This is a genomic window from Vibrio aquimaris (genome assembly GCF_009363415.1).
GTDB classification, from domain to species: domain Bacteria; phylum Pseudomonadota; class Gammaproteobacteria; order Enterobacterales; family Vibrionaceae; genus Vibrio; species Vibrio aquimaris.
Genome location: NZ_CP045350.1, coordinates 545,080 through 561,165, shown reverse-complemented (window position 1 = coordinate 561,165; position 16,086 = coordinate 545,080). Strand labels below are relative to the sequence as shown.

Sequence of the window (16,086 nt, the reverse complement as noted above, 5' to 3'; positions counted from 1 at the left end):
ATATTCACATCATTCCTTTTTTATTTTCCTGCGCGGATGAAGCCAGAGAAGCCTTTGTCATCAAAGAAGGTTTTCATCATAGTATAAATCTCTTTACCATATGGCTTCATCAAAGCTTGGGTAGCGAGATCCTGTAATTCATGGCTGTCTGTGTGTCGCAGTAAATATTTAATTTTTGCCACGTTTGAGGTATTCATACTCAAGCTTCGATATCCAAGGCCAACCATAAGCAGAGCGCCAATAGGATCGCCAGCCAATTCTCCACAAATACACACGGGTAACTTAAGTTGCTCACATGTTTGATGGATATGCTCAAGCGCCATCACAACAGATGGATGCATAGATTCATAAACATCGGCCACACGAGCATTGTTTCGATCGACTGCCAGCAAGTATTGGGTAAGATCGTTGGTGCCAATTGATACAAAATCGACTTTCTCTGCGATAAGAGGCAACAAATATATCATAGATGGAACTTCAATCATGACTCCAATCGCCGGCATAACGATTCTACTGTCTTGCTTAGCCAGTTCCAAATGAGCACGGTCGATCAATTCCAAAGCACTATCAAGTTCTTGGGTACCTGAAACCATAGGAAGTAAAATACTGAGATTTTGATGATCGACACTCGCTTTCATCATAGCTCTTATTTGCATTAGAAAAATATCTGGATGATCGAGTGTAAAGCGGATACCTCGCCACCCTAGGAAAGGGTTATCTTCCTCTATGGGTAGATAAGGTAATGCTTTGTCTCCTCCTATATCCAGAGTACGCATTACTACACGTTTATCTGGGTATGTGTTAAGGACCGATTTATACTGAAAGACCTGCTCCTCCTCGGATGGGAAACGATGGTGGAGTAAAAAAGAAATTTCCGTTCTATATAAGCCCACGCCATCAACACCTTGATTTATTGCTATGTTAGCGTCAGCGCTAAGTCCGGCATTGAGCATTATTTCAATACGTACATTATCCTTGGTCTGCGCAGGTTCAAGGGCTTTTTGATTGACTAAGGTGGCAAGCTCTCCTTCTTCATCAACCAACTCACCATATTCCCTCAGCAATTGCTCGTTAGGTGAAATAAATAACTTGCCACTGTATCCGTCTACAATACCCTTCTTGCCATTAATTTCCTTTAGGTTTAACGTAACCCCCATCACAGTGGGGATCCCGAGAGCACGAGATAATATTGCAGCATGAGAGTTTGCCGCTCCTTCCAGAGCGACGACAGCAAGTAACTTTTTTCTCGGTACGGACGCAAGCAATGTTGCTGTCAACTCACGAACAACCAAAATCACAGGTTTCTCAAATTCCGGTTGGCACCTCTCAGTATTCTGGAGAAAAAAAAGCAGGCGCTGTCCAAGTTCTTTGACATCCTGAGCTCGTTCACGCATATATACATCTGACATTTTTGCAAAGCGATTAGAGTAGTTCTCGACCACTTGCCTCAATGCCCAATCCGCGCGGTCTCCTTTTTGCACCTGACTTTTGAGATCTTTGCGGAGCATAGGGTCATTGAGCAAATGTGTAAACAGATCAAAAATAGCCAATGCATCTTTGTTAATTTCACCATCAAATTTTTTTCGCATTCTACGAAAATCACTCAGGGCTTCTTCAATCGCTAGCAGCAATACCTCTTGCTCACGTTCGATATCTAGAGTTGATGCAGGATACACCTCTGATAAATCAACTAGGGTGTCGTCCCAACGAAACTCACCAATAGCAACACCCGAAGAAGCGGCAATACCTCTAATCTCATCTTGACCTTTCTCTAAGCGCCATTGGCCTTGGCTATGGGCATGGGCAATAATCACTGCCAGCTGCGCAGCAAGTGTTACCAGAAATGACTCTTCAATTTCATTAAATTGACGGGGTTGCTTTTGCTGCACGACTAAAACGCCAAGCACTTGTCTGCGGTAAATAATGGGAGTGCCAAGAAAGCTATGGTAGATTTTTTCACCAAGCTGAGAAAAATATTTGAAATTAGGGTGTTTTGAAGCTTCTGCAAGATTTAACGGTTCAGCACTGCGCTTAACTAGACCAACTAGCCCTTCACTAAAGCTTATGTGGATTTTTTTTCCCTTAAACTTAAGCCCCTTTGTGGCCATCAGTTCCAAACGCTGCATATCTTCATTGGCAAGGTAAACCGTGCAGCATTCGGTCTTCATTACACTGCACGTTTGCGTAACCAGAACTTTTAAAGCCTGATGAATATCCTCTAATTTGGATACCTGTTCAACAATGTCCCTTAGCTGAGAAAGCATGTCTACCCTCTTCTGTGTTTACGCTTACCTTTCGCTTTACGCTCCTTAAATGGCATAGCCACCGAAGAAAACTCTTTCATTGCCCTGCGATAAACATCGCGTTTAAAAGACACAACTTGCCTGACTGGGTACCAATAACTTACCCACCGCCAACCATCAAATTCAGGGGCATTTCCTCGCTGCATATTAATCCGTGATTCATCACAGTCTAAACGAAGAAGAAACCATTTCTGTTTTTGTCCAATACAGACAGGTTTGGAGTCCCAACGAACCAATCTTTTCGGTAACTTATATCTTAACCAATGACGACTTGTTGCGACGATCTTGACATCTTTACTGGTAAGACCAACCTCTTCGTATAACTCCCTATACATTGCCTGCTCAGGAGTTTCCCCATCATCAATTCCTCCTTGAGGAAATTGCCATGAATGTTGTCCGTATCGTTTAGCCCAGAAGACCTGACCATGGTTGTTACAAATTACTATCCCGACATTCAAGCGGTAACCATCGCCATCTATCACTGGCCAACCTCTAATAAATTCTTAATTACTGTGATTTTTCCACATATCCCCAGATGTAGCAAACATCCTCTTCTAATTGAAACATAAAACATGCAGTGCAAAACAGTTTATGAATAAAAATCCGTCTAATAGATAGTTATTCACATAACAATGAGAGACTCACCACATTTATTCACCTTTTCTGTGTATAAGTATGTGAAGAATTCAAAAAAATGAGAATAGCTTAGTCTTAAGATTAAAGCTCCTATTTAAATCTTTTGACGAGCAAGAAAATAAAATAGCATAAAATCATAATCTTAATAAAAAACACAGCCCCTACAAAAAAAGAGTAAAGCTAAAATTACGACTAAATCTTAGATCGGTCAAAGATCCATCAGGATTTAATTTATCCACAAAAAGATCTTGCCAGATACCTGTTTTTCGTAAAATACAAGCCCTAACTCATCAAAAAAAACCTGTTTATTCATACACTCTCCATTGGCGATGTCCTATGTATCTACATAGTGTGTGGATAACTTGACTGACAGTGATCTTTTCATCTAATAAGATCGACGTTAAGCACTTTTAACTATAAATCCGGTACAATAAAGTCATACCAAAGATCAAATAAAGCACTATGAAAGTTGAACCAAAATCTGAACAAGAGCTATTCCAACGGGCAATGGAGGTTGCAGGTATTAGCTTTAAGGAATTGGCACAAGAAGCCAAGCTGACTGTTCCACCAAACCTAAAAAAAGACAAAGGCTGGGTAGGCCAGCTCATAGAATGGCACTTGGGTGCGCCTGCAGGAAGCAAAGCTGAGCAAGACTTTAAGCACCTGGGAATTGAATTAAAAACCATACCTATTAGTTACACAGGTAAACCATTAGAAACAACCTTCGTCTGTGTAGCGCCATTGATGGGAATCCAAGGGCTAACATGGGAAACTAGCCACGTATGTAATAAGCTTTCTCGAGTACTATGGGTCCCAGTTGAGGGCGAGCGGGAAATACCGCTCGCTGACCGTCGAGTTGGAACGCCCCTAATGTGGACACCGAGTGAAGAAGAAAACGCTCAACTCAAAGCAGATTGGGAAGAGTTAATGGAAATGATCGTCCTTGGTCACGTGGAAAAGATTACCGCCCATCATGGTCAAATTCTGCAACTTAGACCAAAAGCAGCTCACAGCCGCGTCTTGACTGAGGCATATGGGGTTTCTGGCAAACCGATTATGACCTTACCGCGCGGTTTCTACCTTCGTACACAATTTACTTCAAGCATTCTAGAAAAACATTTTTTCTAATGCGTTGTTAGGGATAGTTCAACATCATAATATAATGGACCATCGCCTGCCCCACATTCATCATAGGTATTGTGCAAACGCAAATATGCTTTGTTAATCCCAAGCTTTAATAGTGCTTCTCTAACCATGTCTAGAGATTCGAAATGAATAAGCTCATCCTTTTCTTTGATCGGCTCTAATCTGTGCTTATATTCAACAGCGAGAAGATAGTGAGAAAGATCAGAGCACCCTATCACAAACACTTTCGGCGGCTGATAGTTATCTTTATGATGACCGTGGATCCATTTATCTAGTTGACTTTTTTGCATACTTCACCCCCATGTTAGATTTTAGTTAACATTAACAGTTTTGCGAAATTGTTACCGAGATAGATTTCATCCAACGCTTCGATACCCTATATTGGTATAAAAGCGATTAGTGTAAGGAAGGTTTATGCAATACAACAAGTTACCTCACTCCTCTCTTGAAATCAGTCAGATATGTCTCGGCACTATGACCTATGGTGAACAAAATTCAGAGAGAGAGGCATTTGAGCAGCTAGATTATGCACTAGAGAGAGGGGTGAATTTTATAGATACTGCGGAAATGTACCCAGTCCCACCCAGCTCTGAGAGCCAAGGGTTAACAGAAACATACATTGGCAATTGGCTAAAAAAGTCTGGGAAACGAGAAAAAGTCATCATAGCCACCAAAGTCGCAGGCCCTAGAAATATACCCTACATTCGCGACAATATGAGTCTAGATCGACGTAACATTCACCAAGCGATCGATGATAGTTTAAAACGACTGCAAACCGATCACATCGACCTCTACCAACTTCATTGGCCACAGAGACGTACAAATTGTTTCGGCCAACTCAATTACCCCTATCCAGATCAACAAGAAGATGTGACTTTAATAGAAACTTTAGAGAGTCTCGCCGGTCTTGTTCAGGCAGGAAAAATACGTTACATCGGCGTATCCAATGAAACTCCGTGGGGGGTAATGACACTACTTCGCTTAGCAGAAAAACATGAGCTCCCGCGTATTGTTTCTATCCAGAATCCATATAATCTTCTTAATAGAAGCTTTGAGGTAGGGTTATCAGAAATTAGTCACTACGAAGGTGTAAAGCTATTAGCATACTCACCACTTGCTTTCGGTTGCTTGAGCGGTAAGTACCTAAACAATACTCGCCCAAAAGGAGCGAGGTGCTCTTTATTTGAGCGTTTTGTGCGCTATTTTACACCTCAAGGCATTCAAGCGACAGAAGCGTATGTGAGCTTAGCAAGGGATCACGACTTAATTCCAACCCAAATGGCGCTAGCATTTGTTAATCAACGCCCCTTCGTTGCTTCTACCATAATAGGCGCGACCAACTTAGAACAGCTAAAATCGAACATTGATAGTTTGGATGTGGTGCTTAGCGATGAACTACTCAACGAGCTACAAGAAATTGGAATAACTTACTCTAACCCGTGTCCTTAAACAACAAGCCAGTTAGATAAACCAACTGGCTGCAGTTTGGGGCCAATTGAAGCTCAATTGGCCCGATAAATTACGTCGGTATTCGCGAAGAGAGCACTCGTCGAAGGTGGCGAATACGGCGTTCGGTTTTCACATCATTAGGGACAGTATCTCCAATACAACGGCCACCTTTTTCTAAACCTACATCACGCATAAGGTGCTCATTAGCAAAAGGGATTTGAAATGCAGCACGACGAACTCGGCGCTTCCACTCTCTTTCTTCACGGCGTAAATCGATTTTAACTAAAAAAACAGCAAGCTTTAAATAAACAGAATGACTCATAATGATTCTCCAGTCGGTGCGGCTGGGGAAAGTCAACGATAGAACCAAAGATAGGCTTTATTTTAATTCGCTGCTTTCTCCGCAGCCAATTAAAATAAATAGGCACGGATTAACTAAATTACTTTTTTACTCTTAAAATCACAGGCATCAGATGTGATGCTTTTATCTGAGATAAAGAAAAATTCAAAAGTAGAGGCATTATTAGATGGTACAAATTTAAAATGTGTCATTCTTTGCCTCCAAGTAAATTATTAATCCATATAAAGTAGGTGTGATCTTTTAAATCACATGATGATTATATACATACAGAAACATATATCAATTTATTTCTATCGATAATTCATAATAAGGATTATTAATCTGATATTAGCCATGAGAAAATAAATAGAACACCATATTTCACTTAGGAAAAGTAATTATAGCCGTTTATCTGCTATTACTCGTGCTAACCTATTACAATATGACCACACGAATGAAATATGTGGTCATTCCCGATTAAACCTAGCTAGTAATATCAGCAATCAGATTGTGCTTGTTGAGTAGTCGATACATAGTTGCGCGAGAAACACCGAGTTCCTTAGCTGCCATTGCAACTTGTCCCGAATGTGATTCCAATACTAGCAGTAGCGCATCTCTTTCACTGCTTTCGCGTATACTCTTCAAACTGCGCTTCACTTCACTTCGCTTTGGTAGATCTAAATGCTGCTCATCCAACATCACAGTATCCGACATGAGAACAATGCGTTTTATCTGATTCATCAACTCACGAACATTGCCAGGCCAATGGTATCGAGTTAGATCACGAACCGCTTCTTCAGTAAAACTCCTTGCCTGAGCGTTATATTCTTTAGAATATTCTTGGAGAAAATGACGAGCCAAAATGGCAATATCAGCAGCTCTCTCTTTCAAGCTTGGTACATTTATACGTAATACATTGATGTAATGATATAACTCATCATTAAAATTACCATCCATTAGCGCCTTTTCAATATCACCAGAATTTGCAGCCAAAATACGAACATCTACCTCTTTTGCTCCTTCTTCCGTATCTATGGTACCTTCCTGCAAAAATCGTAGTAGATTTAGTTGCTGAGAATGAGGCAAAGTCAAAATATCATTGAGTAGAATCGTTCCTCCATCCGCTTTCTCTAGGATAGATGGTTCAGATAAATCATCTCGATTAATACCAAAAAGATCACTTTCTAATCTTCTTTCAGACATAGCACGGCAGTTTACCGAAATAAACTCTTTCTGCGAACGAGAGGATGTTTTATGCACTGCTCTAGCAACTGTTTCTTTACCCGTGCCACTTTCACCGTAAATCAAAATACTGACATCAGTCGGCCCGATGCGTTTTATCTGATCCCGCAGACGCTTAAGTGGAATAGAGTTACCAATTAGTCCCATATTGTCATTGCTTCCGTAATAAGGCCATACTTTCTTCTCTAGCTTTAACATACCAAGCTGATGTCCAATGGTACTCAGCAATTGAGCATCGGGTATAGGTGCAGTAAAAAAGTCGATACAAAAGTTAACAATGAACTGGCAGATAGTATCTGAGCTTAACTGAGATTCTCTGATAAATGCTAGCCAACGGACTTGCTTATGATTACTTACTAAATTGGCGATACCATTGAGACTAAACTCATCATGACTCAAATCAACGATACCAATACAAGGCCCTGTCTCACTAAATAATGAATCTGCTTTACGCAAATCTGCACACTGAGTACAGTACCATCCGACCTGCTCTAGGACTGATAACCATGGTTCATATGTCCCGCCTACAACAATAAGTGAACCAGGAATGGAGTCCATTCGGAATTGACTAGCCATGCAATACATCCCTTTTATTTTTTGAATTATAATTATGTGTTCCCGAAAACACGCTGACACAAGGTTACATTATCGAGACTCTTCTAGATAATCTGTCTCAAAATTAAGACTAGTGAGTTAATTATATAATTTAAAGAAAATTCCTCGCCATTTAAAAAATAAAAAAATCAATAAAACTCCACGAAACGAGATATTGAGCCAAGTTACTTATAAGCCTTTGAATGGTATGTTTTTTTAACTTAGTGTTCTCGTGTGATTCGTAAAAGCAATATTATTACTCGTTTAAGCAACTTAAAAATGAATTTAAAAACAAATTTAACGAATAAAAAGTCACAAAGATCATTTAAAACTTACCCAGTTAGTAAGAACATTACTGTGATAAAAATTGCTCTTTCCGTCGAGTTCTATCATCACGTATATCCTTAGCTAACATACCAACAACAAACAAACTTAAAGTTATATTCGACAAAGGGTAAGCTATCCATATACCTGTCATACCGATTAACTTAGGCATTATATACAAGAATGGTAATTGAATGAGCATATTACCCACGGTAACAAACATCGCTTTTGACCCTTTATTAATCGCTTGGTAATAAGCTGCAACGACAACGAGAAAACCATCAAATGCTAGCGCAAACAAGTGTAAGCGAATGCCGATAATCGCATTTTCAATCAATAATTCATTAGTGTGATTAAATACTGATACAAATTCTTTAGGAAATACATTCAACAAGCACACAGATCCAAGCCCAATCGCTACGGTACTTATCATTGCCATTTTTAGTAATTTTCTGACATTTTCTTGGTGATTTGCCCCATGATTATAACTGACTAAAGGCTGCATACCATTTGCGATTCCTTCAGCAATGAGGTAATAAACGGTAACAATATAGCCAAGGATTGCATAAGCCCCAATAACCATTTGATCACCATAATGAGAAAAAAGACTATTGTGAACTGCAATCATAAGTGCGCCATAGGCATACATGAAAAAGCTCGCAAAACCTATGTTAACGATCTTGGGTGCCAAATATAACTTGGGGCTAAATTCTGACAAGCGTAGGCGCAATGTCGCTTTATGGGAAAAAAAATAGAACACTCCGACTAGGCTTACAAACATCTGAGCCAATCCTGTCGCGATAGCAGCGCCGGTTAATTCCCAACCTAGAAAAGCGATGAAAACATAGTCAAAAAGAATATTAAGTAGAGCTCCTGCAATCATCAAAGAAGTGGCAAGACTAGGGCTATTATCATTACGCAGTAAAAACGGCATAGCAATGGATCCCAAGGTAAACACGCAAGCCAGAACAAGAACCTCCAAATATTGCAAACCCAATTCAAGTACGCGCTCTTCAACTCCTTGCCAGCGTAGAAAGTCGTCCGATAACCAGTACAAAGCACTGGCAATAACTGGCATCAATAAAGCGAGTAGCAATAGCCCTGTTGAAAGAACCTGTTTAGCTCCTTTACTATCTTGTTGACCTTGACGAATGGAAATCAGCGCCCCAGTTCCTACGCCAACCATCATACCTATAGCTAGAACAGAGCCAATTACAGGCCATGCGACGTTTATTCCCGCTAAACCATCGGCCCCAACAAAACGACCTATAAAAATACCATCTACTACTTGGTAAAATCCTGAGACTAGCATTGCTAATACTGTGGGAAAGGTATATTTAAAAAACTGGCGATGAATTGATATTTGCATAGAAAGCCATTGTATAAAGTCAGTAGCAACGACGTGAATCACTCTAGGTCACAGTCTAATACCTGTGTTATGTACTGGTAGGTTTGCGTGTTCTCGCAATAAAAAGCCGCAGTTTGACTAAACCGCGGCTTCATACTTAAATGGTTGAGTTAACGAGATGCTTGTTTATCCATTGAGCCAGACGGCTCCCTTTTCTGTATTTGCTCATAGATTCCCTGCAACTCAAGAAATGCGTAGCGATGCTCTACATAATCAAAAACATTAAAAGAAATCGCTAATTTATAGAAAGAAACGGCTTTGGCTAAATCACGCTCAGTTCCTTTTGCCTGATAACGCTTACCTAAATAAAAATACGCTTCCGTCAATCGTTGCGCTCGAACCCTTCTATCTTTGCTCGTACTGTATATTGCATTAAAGGCATCTTTCTCAGACACCTCATCTAGCATGATTGCAACAAGAAACCACCCCCATTGCCTGTCACTATTTTTATAACGTTGCTCAAGCTCTTGTTTTGCAACATCAGGGGAGAACTCAGACTTTACAATATACAGCCATAGAGCCCTGAAAGGGTCACTCGGATCTTGATCATAATGCTTTTGCATATCTTCTAAGGCTAACTCAAACCGATCACCATAATACAAAGCAATTGCCCTATTTCGAGCAGCATACGCATTCTCTGGTGCAAGCTCTAGCGCTGAATCAAACGCATCATACGCGGCATCAAAGTTTCTATTTTCAGTAAAATAAACACCGAGCAAATTAAATAAATCAGCCTGAGCAGGGACAATAGCCAATGACTGTTCGTAGTCTAGTCTTGCTAAGTTTCTCAAGCCTACACTGTCGTAGTAACTCCCTCTTTCAAAATACATCTTAGCTCGAGTTTCATTCGGCAAGTCATTCCTTTGCAGCAATTGACTCAATCTAGCGATTTGCACTTCTTGCTGTAATGTTGGTTGCAGAGCTTCCACCATTGGAGGTAATACCCAATCGGGTTGACGATCAATCAAAGAGGAACAACCCAGATTACCCAACAAAGTCATGCTTAATATGGCAGCTTGAAACCATTTCACAAATAAATACTCCTATCGCTAAAATCCTGATTGCCTAACAGACATAAAAAAGGGAGCTCAATGCTCCCTTTATACCATGCTTTAAGTCAAATTAGCTACTTACTCGGCATCAACAGATGGCTTATCTGCTTCTTCAGCTGGCTTTTCAACTGCTTCTTTCATACTTAAACGCACACGACCTTGGCGATCAATTTCAAGCACTTTAACCTGAACTTCTTGACCTTCAGTTAGGTAGTCAGAAACTTTTTCTACACGCTTCTCTGCAATTTGAGAAATATGAACCAGACCATCTTTACCAGGTAGAATAGTCACAAATGCACCAAAATCAGCTAGGCGAGCAACCTTACCCAAGTAAATACGGCCGACTTCAACTTCAGCGGTGATTTCTTCGATACGACGAATCGCCTCTTTAGCTGCAGTACCTTCTGTAGCCGCAATCTTGATCGTGCCATCGTCTTCAATTTCGATAGTTGTACCCGTCTCTTCGGTTAGAGAACGAATAACAGCACCACCTTTACCTATCACATCTTTGATCTTTTCAGCACTAATCTTCATCGTATGGATACGAGGTGCAAATTCAGATATCTCTTCACGAGCGTCAGAGATAGCTTCATCCATCACAGACAAAATGTGCTTACGCGCGCCTTGGGCTTGGTTAAGCGCAATTTGCATGATCTCTTTAGTGATACCTTCGATCTTGATGTCCATTTGAAGTGCAGTAATACCTGTGTTCGTACCTGCTACTTTAAAGTCCATGTCACCTAGGTGATCTTCGTCGCCAAGGATATCAGAAAGAACGACAAAATCGTCACCCTCTTTAACAAGGCCCATTGCGATACCAGCAACAGAAGACTTAATTGGCACACCAGCATCCATAAGTGCTAGAGACGTACCACATACAGAAGCCATTGAAGAAGAACCGTTAGATTCTGTGATTTCTGATACAACACGTACCGTGTATGGGAACTCTTCTACAGACGGCATGACTGCTGCGATACCGCGCTTAGCAAGTTTACCGTGGCCGATTTCACGACGCTTCGGAGAACCAACAAAACCTGTTTCACCAACACAGTATGGAGGGAAGTTATAGTGTAGTAAGAAGTGATCTTTACGTTCACCCGTTAGCTCGTCGATGATTTGTGCATCGCGCTGCGTACCAAGAGTTGCAGTTACAAGCGCCTGAGTTTCACCGCGAGTGAATAATGATGAACCGTGGGTACGCGGAAGAACACCAGTGCGTACGTCTAGCGCACGAACCATGTCTTTTTCACGACCGTCGATACGTGGGTTGCCAGCGATGATGCTGCGACGCACTACTGTCTTCTCTAGATCATGGAAGATAGTGTGAATTTCTTTTGTATTTGCTTCTGGATCTTCAGCAACCAGCACTTCATTAACTTCAGCAGCAATCTCGTGGATACGGTCGTAACGCGCCATTTTTTCAGTGATTTGGTAAGCTTCAACAAGCTTCGCTTCTGCAAGTTCAGCAATCTTAGTGTTAAGCGCTGTGTTCTCTTCAGGAGCAACCCAATCCCAAGCAGGCGTAGCAACTTCAGCTTTAAACTCGTTAATAGCTTTGATAACCGCTTGCTGTTGGTCGTGACCATAAACCACCGCAGATAGCATTTCTTCTTCAGTTAGATTGTCCGCTTCTGACTCAACCATGAGAACCGCTGATTCAGTACCCGCCACAACTAGGTCTAACTTAGACGTTTCTAGTTCAGTATTGCTTGGGTTAAGAACAAGTTGACCGTCGATGTGGCCAACACGTGCAGCTCCGATAGGACCGTTGAACGGTATACCAGAGATAGCTAGTGCTGCTGACGTACCGATCATTGTTACGATATCTGGCTGAACATCAGGGTTTACCGATACAACTGTCGCGATAACTTGCACTTCATTTTTAAATGCATCAGGGAAAAGTGGGCGAATTGGACGGTCGATTAGACGTGCCGTTAGAGTTTCGCCTTCTGAAGGGCGACCTTCACGTTTAAAGAAACCACCAGGAATTTTACCCGCAGCATATGTGCGTTCTTGATAGTTAACAGTGAGAGGGAAGAAGTCTTGACCTTCTACCGCTTCTTTTTTACCTACAACCGATACAAATACGGCTGTATCATCCATAGTAACCATTACTGCTGCGGTCGCTTGACGAGCAATAACGCCAGTTTCTAGAGTAACGGTGTGATTACCGTATTGAAACGTTTTAACAACTGGTTTTTCGAACATTGTTATTCCTTGATTCTGAGAGATCCAAATTGACTCTCAGAGTGTGTTAAATGACACTCAAGACACCACAAATCGCGACTAGTAAAAATGCACTATCTTGACGCCAGCAAACAGGGGGTCAGTAATGACATTTATAATAGCCGCGACCTTTTGGTCGACGAGGTTGACTGTAATGTAATGAGCTATACCTTGACGAACTCATACAATATGAGAACGCGCGTGCGTAGTATAACGAGTTAAATTTGATTTGGCTAAATTTAGCCAACAAAAAAGGGGCAAAAGCCCCTTTTTCGACAAACTGCTCTATGCAATCGCTAAATTAGCGACGTAGGCCTAGACGCTTGATTAGGTCATGGTAACGATCTAGATCTTTGCCTTTTAGGTAGTCTAGAAGCTTACGACGACGAGAAACCATACGTAGCAGACCACGACGGCTGTGGTGATCGCCTTTGTGTGCTTTGAAGTGACCTTGTAGGTGATTAATAGAAGCAGTAAGTAGAGCTACTTGAACTTCTGGTGAACCTGTGTCGCCTTCGCCACGTGCGTAGTCAGCAACGATTGCTGCTTTAGTTTCTGCATTCAGAGACATAATTCTCTCCTAATAAGAGTAAGTTAAACATTGTGTCAGCCAATCTCTGATTCAGCCGACACGAGAATCGCGGATTATAGGCGATAGGCTTTGCTTAAGCAATAGAAAATTCATCATCGACCCTATCACCCTGTCGAACCATGAATATCATTATTTACCTACGCTTTATGCTGAGCCCAATAAGCGATAGTTCGATTTACTCTTCATTCCTATCTGCCGCATTTCTGTTACACTTAGTGCAACATATCCTATCTTTCTGAAATAACAGGAATCTGCATGAAAATTGGCATTATAGGTGCAATGGAGCAAGAAGTTACTCTTCTTAAACAAGCAATCACAAACATGACACAAGCATCTAAAGCAGGCTGTACCTTTTTCTCAGGTCAACTTGATGGCATAGATGTGGTTCTTCTCCAGTCTGGCATTGGCAAAGTTGCTGCTGCAATTGGAACGACGATTCTTCTAGACGAATATCAACCAGATGTTGTAATCAACACGGGCTCCGCTGGAGGCTTTGATTCATCCTTGAGCTTAGGCGACGTAGTTATTTCTACAGAGGTTCGCCATCATGATGCCGACGTCACTGCATTTGGCTACGAAATGGGCCAAATGGCAGGCCAACCAGCAGCCTTTTCCGCAGACTCGAAATTAATGGATGCAGCAGAAAAAGCTTTGTCTCAAATGGAAGGCAAACATGCTGTTCGCGGGTTGATTTGTACAGGTGATACCTTTGTCTGCTCTAGCGAAAGACAAGCCTTTATCCGTCAGCACTTCCCATCTGTGGTCGCTGTGGAAATGGAAGCGTCTGCAATTGCTCAGGTTTGTCATCAATTCAAAGTACCTTTCGTGGTTGTTCGCGCAATTTCTGATGTTGCAGATAAAGAATCTCCGATGAGTTTTGATGAGTTCCTACCTTTAGCAGCAAAGAGCTCGTCTGAAATGGTATTTAACATGGTCAATCTGCTCAAGGCATAATAACTACGGACGTGCTGATGAACGTGGAAACTCTCTTTAATCAGCTCTACTCAAATGGCGCTTTACTCGTATTGTGGGGCGCTTTACTGTTTCATCTTATCCTTCCTTTTCCACGCGAAGCTCACCCAGCAATTCTATGGCATAAATTTGCAGAGCAGCTCGCCGATAAGGTCAATACCAACTCGAGTTATTCGCAAAGCATGCTATCTGGCACGTTAGCAATGCTACTCATGACTCTCCCCATGCTTGCTCTTCTTATCGCACTTAAGCCACTGGTATGGCAGGCCCAATTATTTGATTTAGCTCTGCTGCTACTCGCGATAGATTGGCGCAATACCGATAAGTTCACCAACCAATTTGTGCAGGCTTTGGCAAGAGAAGATAAAGAACATGCCAAAATGCTTCTGACTCCGATCGTTAATCGGTCTACTCGGTCGTTGTCATTAATGGGTTTGGGTAAAGCAGGAGCAGAAACCCTTATCATGTCTTATGGAAGAAATGTTGTTGCGGTACTTTTTTGGTATGCGTTAGCCGGAGGTATAGGCGCTTTTCTTTATCGTATGACTGTTGAGCTAGCCAGGGCCTGGTCTCCATCGCGTAAACGGTTTTCTCCTTTTGGCCTTCCTGTTATTCGTTTGGTTGCTATCTTAGATTATGTTCCACTGCGCTTTTTTGCTCTCATGATCGCTATTGGTGGAAGAACTCGAGAGGTATTTGCCCTTCTCAAATCACAAGCAAACACATGGCCACTACCAGGCCCTGCGTGGTTACTTGTTTCCGTCGGAGCAAAACAACAGCTCTCTTTAGGTGGCCCTGCAATGTACGATGGAAGTAAAGCGATTCGAAGTAAACTTGGTGGCAGGATTGCTCCCTCTGCGATTCATATTGCTCAGGTGCAACGTTTGCTGGCATGGCGAATGTTTGCTTGGATAGTACTGCAAAGCGTTATCATGGTCGCCATATATCAAGGAATTTAAATGCTGTTTCAGCGCCTAGTTTTATTATTAATTCTTTTCACAACAAATTTATTCGCAGCACCCGTTGAACGCGTAATAAGTTTGGCTCCTCACATCACAGAGCTATTATACGCTGCGGGCCTTGGAGATAAGTTGGTTGCTGTAAGTGAGTACAGTGATTACCCACTACAGGCAAAGCAGATTGAAACTGTATCGAATCATCAAGGCCTTAAATTAGAGCGCATTATCGCACTTAAACCAGATCTTGTGGTCGCCTGGCCAGGAGGAAACCCAGCTAAAGAAATAGACAAACTCAAAGCATTTAATATCAATGTTTATCCTATCAATATCCAATCACTAGACGATATTGCCAATTACCTTGAAAAACTCAGTTTATATGCCCCTGATCCTGATATTGGCCAGCAGGCGGCAAAAAGCTTTAGGCAGCAGCTGTCCGAGATGAGACAAAAGTACCAAGTGGACACTCCTATTCGCTATTTCTATCAACTGAGTGAGCAACCACTTATGACGGTCGCCAAAAATCACTGGCCAAGCGAAGTTTTTTCATTTTGTGGTGGCGTCAATGTATTTGAGAATAGCCCTGTTCCATACCCACAAGTGGGTAAAGAACAGGTTATTTTGAAAAACCCTGATGTGATTTTCGCATCACAATCTTCCTCTGCCACCTCTTTATGGGCAAAGTGGAAGACACAAATGACAGCGGTACAAAACCATCATATCTGGTCTATCAATTCAGACTGGTTAAGTAGACCCACACCAAGAACCCTCAAAGCCATTGAGCAAGTGTGCACTCATTTTGAAACTTTGAAAAAATGAGTTGTTGCAGATAAAAACTTGCATTAA

General features: G+C 41.6%; 14 protein-coding genes. 5 read left to right on the top strand and 9 right to left on the bottom strand.

The genetic code is table 11. From position 1 onward, the window contains the following. Nucleotides 1–20 precede the first annotated feature (20 nt). Entirely contained in the window at nucleotides 21–2,264 is a 2,244-nt protein-coding gene (ptsP, locus tag FIV01_RS02620) for a phosphoenolpyruvate--protein phosphotransferase (RefSeq protein ID WP_152429602.1), read from the bottom strand. A 2-nt stretch (nucleotides 2,265–2,266) separates the two neighbouring features. Continuing rightward, nucleotides 2,267–2,785, bottom strand: a complete 519-nt coding sequence (rppH, locus tag FIV01_RS02615; protein ID WP_114786956.1) for an RNA pyrophosphohydrolase — start codon at nucleotides 2,783–2,785, stop codon at nucleotides 2,267–2,269. Nucleotides 2,786–3,401: 616 nt separating this feature from the next. Between rppH and mutH the strand changes: the two genes are divergently transcribed. Then, nucleotides 3,402–4,067, top strand: coding sequence for a DNA mismatch repair endonuclease MutH (gene mutH, locus FIV01_RS02610; RefSeq protein WP_152429601.1), 666 nt, complete (start codon nucleotides 3,402–3,404; stop codon nucleotides 4,065–4,067). Here the strand turns inward: mutH and FIV01_RS02605 are convergent. Further along, on the bottom strand, nucleotides 4,064–4,375 hold the full coding sequence (locus FIV01_RS02605; RefSeq protein ID WP_114786958.1) for a DUF6482 family protein: 312 nt from the start codon (nucleotides 4,373–4,375) through the stop codon (nucleotides 4,064–4,066). The genes mutH and FIV01_RS02605 overlap by 4 nt on opposite strands. Nucleotides 4,376–4,499: 124 nt before the next feature. On the opposite strand from FIV01_RS02605, the gene FIV01_RS02600 reads away from it, so the two are divergent. Beyond that, the gene (locus FIV01_RS02600; protein WP_152429600.1) at nucleotides 4,500–5,534 is read left to right on the top strand and encodes an NADP(H)-dependent aldo-keto reductase; all 1,035 of its coding nucleotides are present in this window, start codon (nucleotides 4,500–4,502) and stop codon (nucleotides 5,532–5,534) included. 70 nt (nucleotides 5,535–5,604) lie between these two features. On the opposite strand, the gene FIV01_RS02595 is transcribed toward FIV01_RS02600, so the two are convergent. From FIV01_RS02595 to rpsO, 6 genes are all read right to left on the bottom strand, one after another. Then, on the bottom strand, nucleotides 5,605–5,856 hold the full coding sequence (locus FIV01_RS02595) for a DUF1127 domain-containing protein (protein ID WP_152429599.1): 252 nt from the start codon (nucleotides 5,854–5,856) through the stop codon (nucleotides 5,605–5,607). Between the two features lie 501 nt (nucleotides 5,857–6,357). After that, on the bottom strand, nucleotides 6,358–7,692 hold the full coding sequence (vpsR, locus tag FIV01_RS02590) for a cyclic-di-GMP-binding transcriptional regulator VpsR (protein ID WP_152429598.1): 1,335 nt from the start codon (nucleotides 7,690–7,692) through the stop codon (nucleotides 6,358–6,360). 370 nt (nucleotides 7,693–8,062) lie between these two features. Further along, nucleotides 8,063–9,403, bottom strand: coding sequence for an MATE family efflux transporter (locus tag FIV01_RS02585; protein WP_152429597.1), 1,341 nt, complete (start codon nucleotides 9,401–9,403; stop codon nucleotides 8,063–8,065). A 149-nt stretch (nucleotides 9,404–9,552) separates the two neighbouring features. Continuing rightward, nucleotides 9,553–10,473, bottom strand: a complete 921-nt coding sequence (gene nlpI, locus FIV01_RS02580; RefSeq protein ID WP_152429596.1) for a lipoprotein NlpI — start codon at nucleotides 10,471–10,473, stop codon at nucleotides 9,553–9,555. Between the two features lie 99 nt (nucleotides 10,474–10,572). After that, nucleotides 10,573–12,702, bottom strand: a complete 2,130-nt coding sequence (gene pnp, locus FIV01_RS02575; RefSeq protein ID WP_152429595.1) for a polyribonucleotide nucleotidyltransferase — start codon at nucleotides 12,700–12,702, stop codon at nucleotides 10,573–10,575. A 319-nt stretch (nucleotides 12,703–13,021) separates the two neighbouring features. After that, nucleotides 13,022–13,291 carry a 30S ribosomal protein S15 gene (gene rpsO / locus FIV01_RS02570; protein WP_006957756.1) on the bottom strand — a complete coding sequence of 90 codons (270 nt, stop codon included), beginning with the start codon at nucleotides 13,289–13,291 and terminating at the stop codon, nucleotides 13,022–13,024. 276 nt (nucleotides 13,292–13,567) lie between these two features. On the opposite strand from rpsO, the gene mtnN reads away from it, so the two are divergent. From mtnN to btuF, 3 genes are read left to right on the top strand one after another with little or no spacing between them, the layout of a single operon-like run. Further along, nucleotides 13,568–14,266: a 5'-methylthioadenosine/S-adenosylhomocysteine nucleosidase gene (mtnN, locus tag FIV01_RS02565; protein WP_152429594.1), complete on the top strand. Its 699-nt coding sequence runs from the start codon at nucleotides 13,568–13,570 to the stop codon at nucleotides 14,264–14,266. Nucleotides 14,267–14,289: 23 nt separating this feature from the next. Then, complete coding sequence (locus FIV01_RS02560) at nucleotides 14,290–15,243, top strand: cobalamin biosynthesis family protein (protein WP_152431635.1); 954 nt, start codon at nucleotides 14,290–14,292, stop codon at nucleotides 15,241–15,243. Beyond that, nucleotides 15,244–16,059 (top strand): vitamin B12 ABC transporter substrate-binding protein BtuF, encoded by an 816-nt coding sequence (btuF, locus tag FIV01_RS02555; protein WP_152429593.1) that lies wholly within the window; start codon nucleotides 15,244–15,246, stop codon nucleotides 16,057–16,059. It abuts the gene before it with no gap. Nucleotides 16,060–16,086 lie beyond the last annotated feature (27 nt).

Coding starts and splice junctions, on each gene's coding strand:
- ptsP (WP_152429602.1), bottom strand. CDS start 2,264: ATGCTTTCTCAGCTAAGGGACATTGTTGAACAGGTATCCAAATTAGAG.
- mutH (WP_152429601.1), top strand. CDS start 3,402: ATGAAAGTTGAACCAAAATCTGAACAAGAGCTATTCCAACGGGCAATG.
- FIV01_RS02605 (WP_114786958.1), bottom strand. CDS start 4,375: ATGCAAAAAAGTCAACTAGATAAATGGATCCACGGTCATCATAAAGAT.
- FIV01_RS02600 (WP_152429600.1), top strand. CDS start 4,500: ATGCAATACAACAAGTTACCTCACTCCTCTCTTGAAATCAGTCAGATA.
- FIV01_RS02595 (WP_152429599.1), bottom strand. CDS start 5,856: ATGAGTCATTCTGTTTATTTAAAGCTTGCTGTTTTTTTAGTTAAAATC.
- vpsR (WP_152429598.1), bottom strand. CDS start 7,692: ATGGCTAGTCAATTCCGAATGGACTCCATTCCTGGTTCACTTATTGTT.
- FIV01_RS02585 (WP_152429597.1), bottom strand. CDS start 9,403: ATGCAAATATCAATTCATCGCCAGTTTTTTAAATATACCTTTCCCACA.
- pnp (WP_152429595.1), bottom strand. CDS start 12,702: ATGTTCGAAAAACCAGTTGTTAAAACGTTTCAATACGGTAATCACACC.
- rpsO (WP_006957756.1), bottom strand. CDS start 13,291: ATGTCTCTGAATGCAGAAACTAAAGCAGCAATCGTTGCTGACTACGCA.
- mtnN (WP_152429594.1), top strand. CDS start 13,568: ATGAAAATTGGCATTATAGGTGCAATGGAGCAAGAAGTTACTCTTCTT.
- btuF (WP_152429593.1), top strand. CDS start 15,244: ATGCTGTTTCAGCGCCTAGTTTTATTATTAATTCTTTTCACAACAAAT.